This window comes from Xenorhabdus sp. PB62.4, from assembly GCF_014467285.1.
In the GTDB taxonomy this organism is placed as follows: domain Bacteria; phylum Pseudomonadota; class Gammaproteobacteria; order Enterobacterales; family Enterobacteriaceae; genus Xenorhabdus.
Map to the genome: position 1 here is coordinate 283,922 of NZ_NKHR01000004.1, position 7,164 is coordinate 291,085.

8 protein-coding genes and 1 other RNA gene are annotated in these 7,164 nt (G+C 43.2%); 6 read left to right on the plus strand and 3 right to left on the minus strand.

Annotated features, from left to right (window positions below; genetic code table 11):
* Window positions 1-104 precede the first annotated feature (104 nt).
* From nadK to bamE, 3 genes are all read left to right on the plus strand, one after another.
* Entirely contained in the window at window positions 105-983 is an 879-nt protein-coding gene (nadK, locus tag Xenpb_RS06065) for an NAD(+) kinase (RefSeq protein WP_187653506.1), read from the plus strand.
* Window positions 984-1,099: 116 nt separating this feature from the next.
* Window positions 1,100-2,773: a DNA repair protein RecN gene (gene recN / locus Xenpb_RS06070; RefSeq protein ID WP_187653507.1), complete on the plus strand. Its 1,674-nt coding sequence runs from the start codon at window positions 1,100-1,102 to the stop codon at window positions 2,771-2,773.
* Window positions 2,774-2,885: 112 nt separating this feature from the next.
* Window positions 2,886-3,230 carry an outer membrane protein assembly factor BamE gene (gene bamE, locus Xenpb_RS06075; RefSeq protein ID WP_047965040.1) on the plus strand — a complete coding sequence of 115 codons (345 nt, stop codon included), beginning with the start codon at window positions 2,886-2,888 and terminating at the stop codon, window positions 3,228-3,230.
* A 66-nt stretch (window positions 3,231-3,296) separates the two neighbouring features.
* Here bamE and Xenpb_RS06080 read toward each other — a convergent pair whose 3' ends face one another.
* Window positions 3,297-3,590 carry an RnfH family protein gene (locus Xenpb_RS06080; protein ID WP_187653508.1) on the minus strand — a complete coding sequence of 98 codons (294 nt, stop codon included), beginning with the start codon at window positions 3,588-3,590 and terminating at the stop codon, window positions 3,297-3,299.
* Window positions 3,583-4,017, minus strand: coding sequence for a type II toxin-antitoxin system RatA family toxin (locus tag Xenpb_RS06085; RefSeq protein ID WP_099113798.1), 435 nt, complete (start codon window positions 4,015-4,017; stop codon window positions 3,583-3,585). Before Xenpb_RS06085 ends, Xenpb_RS06080 begins: the two co-directional genes overlap by 8 nt.
* Before the next feature lie 157 nt (window positions 4,018-4,174).
* Between Xenpb_RS06085 and smpB the strand changes: the two genes are divergently transcribed.
* The 3 genes from smpB to Xenpb_RS06100 all read left to right on the plus strand — a co-directional run bounded on the left by smpB (window position 4,175) and on the right by Xenpb_RS06100 (window position 6,745).
* Window positions 4,175-4,657, plus strand: coding sequence for an SsrA-binding protein SmpB (gene smpB, locus Xenpb_RS06090; protein WP_187653509.1), 483 nt, complete (start codon window positions 4,175-4,177; stop codon window positions 4,655-4,657).
* A gap of 52 nt (window positions 4,658-4,709) precedes the next feature.
* Window positions 4,710-5,073: a transfer-messenger RNA gene (gene ssrA, locus Xenpb_RS06095) on the plus strand.
* A gap of 1,117 nt (window positions 5,074-6,190) precedes the next feature.
* On the plus strand, window positions 6,191-6,745 hold the full coding sequence (locus tag Xenpb_RS06100; protein ID WP_222942876.1) for a tail fiber protein: 555 nt from the start codon (window positions 6,191-6,193) through the stop codon (window positions 6,743-6,745).
* A 58-nt stretch (window positions 6,746-6,803) separates the two neighbouring features.
* On the opposite strand, the gene Xenpb_RS06105 is transcribed toward Xenpb_RS06100, so the two are convergent.
* On the minus strand, window positions 6,804-7,082 hold the full coding sequence (locus Xenpb_RS06105; protein WP_187653510.1) for a hypothetical protein: 279 nt from the start codon (window positions 7,080-7,082) through the stop codon (window positions 6,804-6,806).
* Window positions 7,083-7,164 lie beyond the last annotated feature (82 nt).

Below are 7,164 nucleotides of genomic sequence, written 5' to 3' on the forward strand. Positions count from 1 at the left end.
TATTATCTTCGCCATTCCAGCTTATTATGGGGATCAATACGCGGGATTCAAGGGAACACATCATATTGTGAGGGCAAAACCATATGCTGAAGGAAATAACAGCAATGAATAATGAATTCAAATGTATCGGTATTGTCGGTCGTCCACGTCATCCTGAAGCGCTGGCCACCCATGAAATGCTTTACCATTGGCTAGTATCTAAAGGTTATTGCGTTATTGTGGACAGGCAGGTTGCAAAAGATATTGGCTTAAAGGGTGCTCAAACCGGAGGGCTGACAGAAATCGGCAAAATTGCCGATCTGGTGATTGTTGTCGGTGGAGATGGCAACATGCTTGGTGCTGCCAGAGTGCTATCACGCTATGATATCAAAGTCATTGGTATCAATCGGGGTAATTTAGGTTTTCTGACCGATTTAGATCCCGATAATGCTTTACAACAGCTCTCTGAAGTTTTGGACGGCGAGTATCGGGACGAAAAACGTTTTCTGCTTGAAGCCCAGGTCACGAAAAAAGGACAAAAAGCCCGGCGCAGCACAGCCCTGAACGAAGTGGTATTACATCCGGGTAAAGTTGCCCATATGATTGAGTTCGAAGTTTATATTGATGAGCGTTTTGCCTTTTCCCAACGCTCAGATGGCTTAATCATAGCAACCCCTACAGGTTCCACCGCCTACTCTTTATCTGCCGGTGGGCCAATATTAACACCAAATTTAAATGCCATCGTGCTGGTGCCAATGTTTCCACACACACTTTCAGCACGCCCTCTTGTGATCAGCAGTGAAAGTAGCATTCGATTGAAATTTTCTCAAAACAGTAATGATTACGAAGTAAGCTGTGACAGCCAAATCGTTCTGCCTATCCAAGACGGTGAAGAAGTCATTATCAAACGCAGCGAATATAATCTGCATTTAATTCACCCGAAAGATTACAACTACTTCAATACGCTGAGCACTAAACTGGGGTGGTCAAAAAAAATGTTCTAAAAACACGGCTCCCTGCTTTACTGTATAAAAGACCAGTTTATACTGTATGTAAGCACAGACATGTTTTTATGCACAGGAACGTGTTTTTATACACAGTAAGCATGAGGAGGAGCACAATGCTGACTCAGTTGACCATCAGTAATTTTGCCATCGTTCGCGAACTTGAAATTGATTTCCGCTCAGGAATGACGGCAATTACAGGAGAAACCGGAGCCGGTAAATCCATCGCGATCGACGCATTGGGTTTATGTCTTGGCAATCGTGGCGAAGCCAATATGGTTCGCTCCGGTGCTCCCCGTACCGATCTTTGTGCCCGTTTTTCACTGACAGATGCCCCTTCTGCACGTAAGTGGCTCGAAGACCATCAGCTTGATGAAAGTTTTGATGACAACAATGAGTGCCTGCTGCGTCGCACAATTACTGCGGATGGGCGTTCTCGTGGTTTCATCAACGGTACTGCCGTACCACTTTCCCAGTTACGTGAATTAGGTTCACATCTGATTCAAATTCACGGGCAACATGCTCATCAATTACTGTTAGAAAACCGTCATCAAAGACGTTTACTGGATATTTATACGGGCGACTTTGGACTCCAGCATGAAATGAAACAAGCGTACCAACAATGGAGACAAAGTTGTCAGGCTCTCTCACAATTTCAACAACAAGCCCTTGAGCGCCGGTCACGCCAGCAATTGCTGGAGTATCATCTGAAAGAACTGAACGAACTGTCACCACAACAAGGGGATTATCAAGAACAAGACAGCGAATATAAACGGCTGGCAAACTGTGGGCAATTCCTGTCAGTCAGCCAGAACATTCTCCAGATCTTAAGCGATAATGATGAGCAAAACATTGTCAGCCTTCTCAGCTATGCACGAAGTGAACTTACAGAACTTGCTGGCATGGATCACAAGCTCAGTAACTTACTTAATATGTTGGAAGAAGCGGCTATCCAAATCAATGAAGTCAGCGATGAATTGCGTCATTACAGTGATCAATTGGAACTGGATCCTAACCGTTTATTCGAGCTGGAACAGAAAATTTCCCAGCAAATCAGCATGGCACGTAAACACCACGTGGCACCGGAAGAGCTGCCTGCCCTGCATCAGCAATTGCTGGAAGAACAGCATCAGTTATCCCAACAAGAAGATGATTGTGCTCATTTGAGTGAACTCGTCAGCCTGCACTACCAGCAGGCTCTGACCGTAGCAGAAAAACTGCACCAGGTTCGCCAGAAATACGCTGTAGAATTAAGCCATCTGATAACAAGTAGCATGCACCAACTTTCCATGCCTCATGGTCGTTTCACGATTGATATCACCTTTGAACCGGGGAATTTAAACATTGATGGTGCCAGCAAAGTAGAATTCAATGTAACAACCAACCCCGGCCAACCTCACCAATCACTGGCAAAAGTGGCATCGGGTGGTGAGCTATCCCGTATTGCATTGGCTATTCAGGTAATTACCGCGAAAAAAATGGAAACACCTGCACTTATCTTCGACGAAGTTGATGTTGGTATCAGTGGCCCAACGGCAACAATCGTCGGTCGTCTATTACGTGAATTGGGAGAATCAACCCAAGTTATGTGCGTTACCCATCTACCACAAGTGGCAGGATGTGGGCATCAACACTTTTACGTTAGTAAGCAGACTGATGGAGAAGAGACAGAAACCCGAATGCAACTATTGGATAAAAAAGCACGGCTGCAAGAACTGGCGCGGCTTTTGGCGGGGAGCGAAGTGACAAAAAATACACTGGCCAATGCAAAAGAGCTGTTAGCGGCATAAATTAATACAACTTTTTTGTATAATTGAAGTCATAGGTAAACGCGTAGAGGTTTTCAATCTCTTCAATGTTTATTATTATCGACGGCTTAACTCCTAAAGGAATGTAATCACTATGCGCTGTAAATTATTGACTGCCGCTACCGTATCACTTGTTATGCTGACTGCGGGTTGCTCTACGTTTGAGCGAATTGTTTATCATCCTGATATTAATCAAGGGAATTACCTGACGCCGGCTGCGGTATCAAAAATCCAGAAAGGGATGACTCAGCAGCAAGTCGCTTACACTTTGGGAACCCCAATGCTAACTGATCCGTTTGGAAGCCAGACTTGGTATTACATTTTCCGCCAGCAACCGGGCCATGAAAAAGCCACTCAGGAAACCTTAACACTGACCTTTGATGGCAAAGGCGTGCTGACCGATATCAAGAACGAAAAATCATTGCCTGAAAATAAATAAGATGTGGGCTTTATTTATTCGCCAACACTATACTGGGCTGGCGAATAAATAGACTTTTGACGGGTATTATTGAGTATTATTTTTAGCGCGTTCTGCTCGTTTACGCCGCATTTCTTTGGGATCAGCAATGAGAGGGCGATAAATCTCTACACGGTCACCCTCTTCCAGCGTATCTGTCAGTTTGGCTGGTCGGCTATAAACGCCAACTTTATTCTTAGTCAAATCGATATCATTACGTAATGTCAAAAGACCAGACGCAACAATCGCTTGTTCAACCGTTGCTCCCTGCGGTACTTTCACATTACATAGATATTGCCGTTCAGGCAGAGCATAAACGACTTCGATATTGATCTCAGACACTATAAACCTCACGTGCGCGTTGGGTAAAAGCCTGAACCATATTACCAGCCAATTCCTTGAATACCTTACCAAAGGCTAATTCAATCAACTTATTGGTAAATTCAAAATCGAGGTGCAACTCAACCTTACAAGCATCCTCACTCAGCGGAGTAAAATGCCACCCTCCCATCAACTTACGGAAAGGCCCATCAACAAGCTGCATTTTAATACTTTCGTTATCGAATAACGTATTACGCGTTACAAACGTCTTACTGATCCCTGCCTTAGAGACCTCAACCGAAGCCGTCATTTCATTATTACTGCTGCTTATTACACGGCTACCCACACACCCCGGTAAAAAATCCGGATAAGAAGTCACATCATTGACCAATTTATACATTTGTTCCACGCTGTAAGGCACTAGCGCAGAGCGACTAATCTGAGGCATATCATTTCCTGTAAAACGTAACAGCGCTGAATAATACCACTTAAATGTGATTAAATAAAAACCTGATGACATTTAGAACAATAAATGTGCATTCATCGCTAAATATCATACAGAAGAGATTTCTTTCACTAACGCATACAGTATAATACAACGCATTATGACAAAGAAAAAAGCACACAAACCCGGTTCGGCAACAATTGCCATGAATAAGCGAGCCCGCCACGAATACTTCATCGAAGAAGAATTCGAAGCAGGCTTATCCCTACAAGGTTGGGAAGTCAAATCACTGCGCGCTGGCAAGGCTAACATTAGTGAGAGTTACGTTTTGCTCAAAGATGGCGATGCTTATCTTTTTGGTGCCACAATAACGCCACTGAATGTTGCTTCTTCCCATGTAGTTTGTGATCCGACACGGTCACGCAAACTACTACTTAACAAACGTGAACTTGATTCATTATATGGTCGAATCAATCGCGAAGGTTATACCATCGTCGCGCTTTCCATGTATTGGAAAAATACTTGGTGCAAAATCAAAATTGGCGTTGCAAAAGGTAAAAAAGCGCACGATAAACGTTCAGACATTAAAGAACGTGAGTGGAAATTAGACAAAGCGCGAATTATGAAGAATTCAGGGCGTTAATTACTGGCATTCTCGCTCAATATTCTGATATACTTGCGTTTAACACACTTTTGGGGCTGATTCTGGATTCGACGGGATTCGCGAAACCCAAGGTGCATGCCGAGGGGCGGTTGGCCTCGTAAAAAGCCGCAAAACAATAGTCGCAAACGACGAAAACTACGCACTGGCAGCTTAATAACCTGCGCAGAGCCCTCTCTCCCTAGCCTCCGCTCTTAGGACGGGGATCAAGAGAGGTCAAACCCAAAAGAGATCGCGTGGATGCCTTGCCTGGGGTTGAAGCGTTAAATCTAATCAGGCTAGTTTGTTAGTGGCGTGTCTGTCCGCAGCTGGCAAGCGAATGTAAAGACCAGACTAAGCATGTAGTACCGAGGATGTAGGAATTTCGGACGCGGGTTCAACTCCCGCCAGCTCCACCAAATTTGGTAGGACAGTGTAGGGACAACAACTTGAAAAACAGTAAGTTAGCAAAGTTGGTTGGTCACTGTCATGACAGTAAAAGGACTTCAAAGTGCACGTGAAATGCACGTGGAGTTAAATTTAAGACACCTCAGATTCCCCCTCTGAGGTGTTTTTATTTGCAACGAATGTATTTCTATTTGTAAAAAAGTGTAACAAAAATCCATGCCATTTTTGTCCGCTTTAGACCTGATTTCCCCCTCAGTTCATCCTTATTAAAATTCATATTGAAGAACGGTCATCATTATTTTATTCAAAAAATTTACTGCAAAAAATCCCCCGCTGAACCAGTGTATTTCTGTACGTATAAACAGTATTTTTAAATGTTCAAATTTTTTGACGGTATTTGGCAGATGAGTGTTTTTTACTAAAGAAATTGAGGTTGGTTCCAAGGTGGGAATGGGAAACAAAGTTACTATCACTATAGGGCAGCAATCTGCCCTTTAACATAAAAGGGCTTTCAAATCCCATTTAACAACATTAATTAGGGTTTTCGGCTCGCAGACGACTTTTTTTTTTTTTTTGAATTTTCCAAATAAGTCTCGTAGTCATTATGTTCAATAAAGAAGAGGAGCCTCCGAGACTGGTGACTCCTTAAACTAAAGGAATTCCTGTAGTAATTCACTCCTCCGTTTGAAACGGAAGGATTCCAAAAGGCGAGAAATCCCACTTTTAGCTAACTTGTTGATTTTACTCATTTCCCGCATGGAGCAGGAATTCAATTAAATCAATGGGTTAAAAGGGGATAATTCTCCCATTTATCTAAGTAATTGATTTTGCTCATTTCCGGCACATAACCAGATATTAGGGATATCAAGGGGTTAAGTTAAAATGGTATCTTCTTTGGCGCATTATGTTTTGTCAGTAAAAGCGCTGATTTTATTGATCCTCCATTTGTTATTCTATGCCATCCTGTCATCAAAACATGCAGCTCACCTAAACGTTAAATCGAGCTTAGTCAAAACGCATTCTCCAGTATGGATGAACTTATTTTATTGATGTTCACTGGCGGAGAAGTATCTCACCGCCTTCATGTTATTTAGCAATCTGTATTGTTGATGAAATGAGGGAATAAATATGAGTATTCAAGATAAAAAACCTGATGTGCCTGTCTCAGAATGTAGCAATCTCGTGATCGTTACAACACCAGAATATGTCAAAAAAGCGATAGAAGAACATGCTCAGAGCCGTAACCACCCTTATGCAACTCAGGCAGAACCGGGACTTGTTACACTAAGTAATGATGTGAACAGTGACAGTGAGATAACCGTTGCAACCTCTAAAGCCGTTAAGAAAGCATACGATCTCGCCAATACCGCTAATCAAAACGCAACAAAACCTCAAACTAAAGGCTCTATAAAATCAGTCAGTGGATCTTGGGGTGTAAATTCAACCATTTTTATTCCTGCTGATCTACGTGGGCAAGTAATTACTTTTGTCAGATTGGAGGGATTAAATGCACGGCATCAAGCACTACCAGTTCCTCTTGTTGATGGTATAACTGAACAAAGACTAGCTGGTCCTAATAATTACTGGGTGTGGTTAGAATTCAAATTCTCTGACAATTCGACACATATTACTGTAATAAATGGCCGTGGTGCTAATTTTATTCAGATTTTTTATCGAGAATAACGAAAATATGCACCAACCTTCAGGGGCACAGAACACACCGCCCCTGTTCTCACCCCACCTATCCAGATAATTCAACTCCCACCTCCCCCTGCCTCACATTCCACACCGAATCTGCCGGCATCTGGACACGGACATCTAAGCGAGTGCCTGCGGGTAAGTCACAGGGTTCATCATCGGTGTAATACGTTTGCTCATCCACGGACTTGAGGCGCCGGTTCTGTAGTCTCGCGGGCATATGGGTATTCTGTCGGTGGGTCACTTTGATGTCGATAGCCCCGTCCGGCAAGACTGTAGTGATGTGATGGACGGCCCCTTTTTCAGCGGCAAATAGTGCCATCTTTCTTTCCGATGCACTGAATTTTTCGGGAGAGAACCTATCATGAATACGATCAAAGTCGTTGGCATTGACCTCGCCAAAA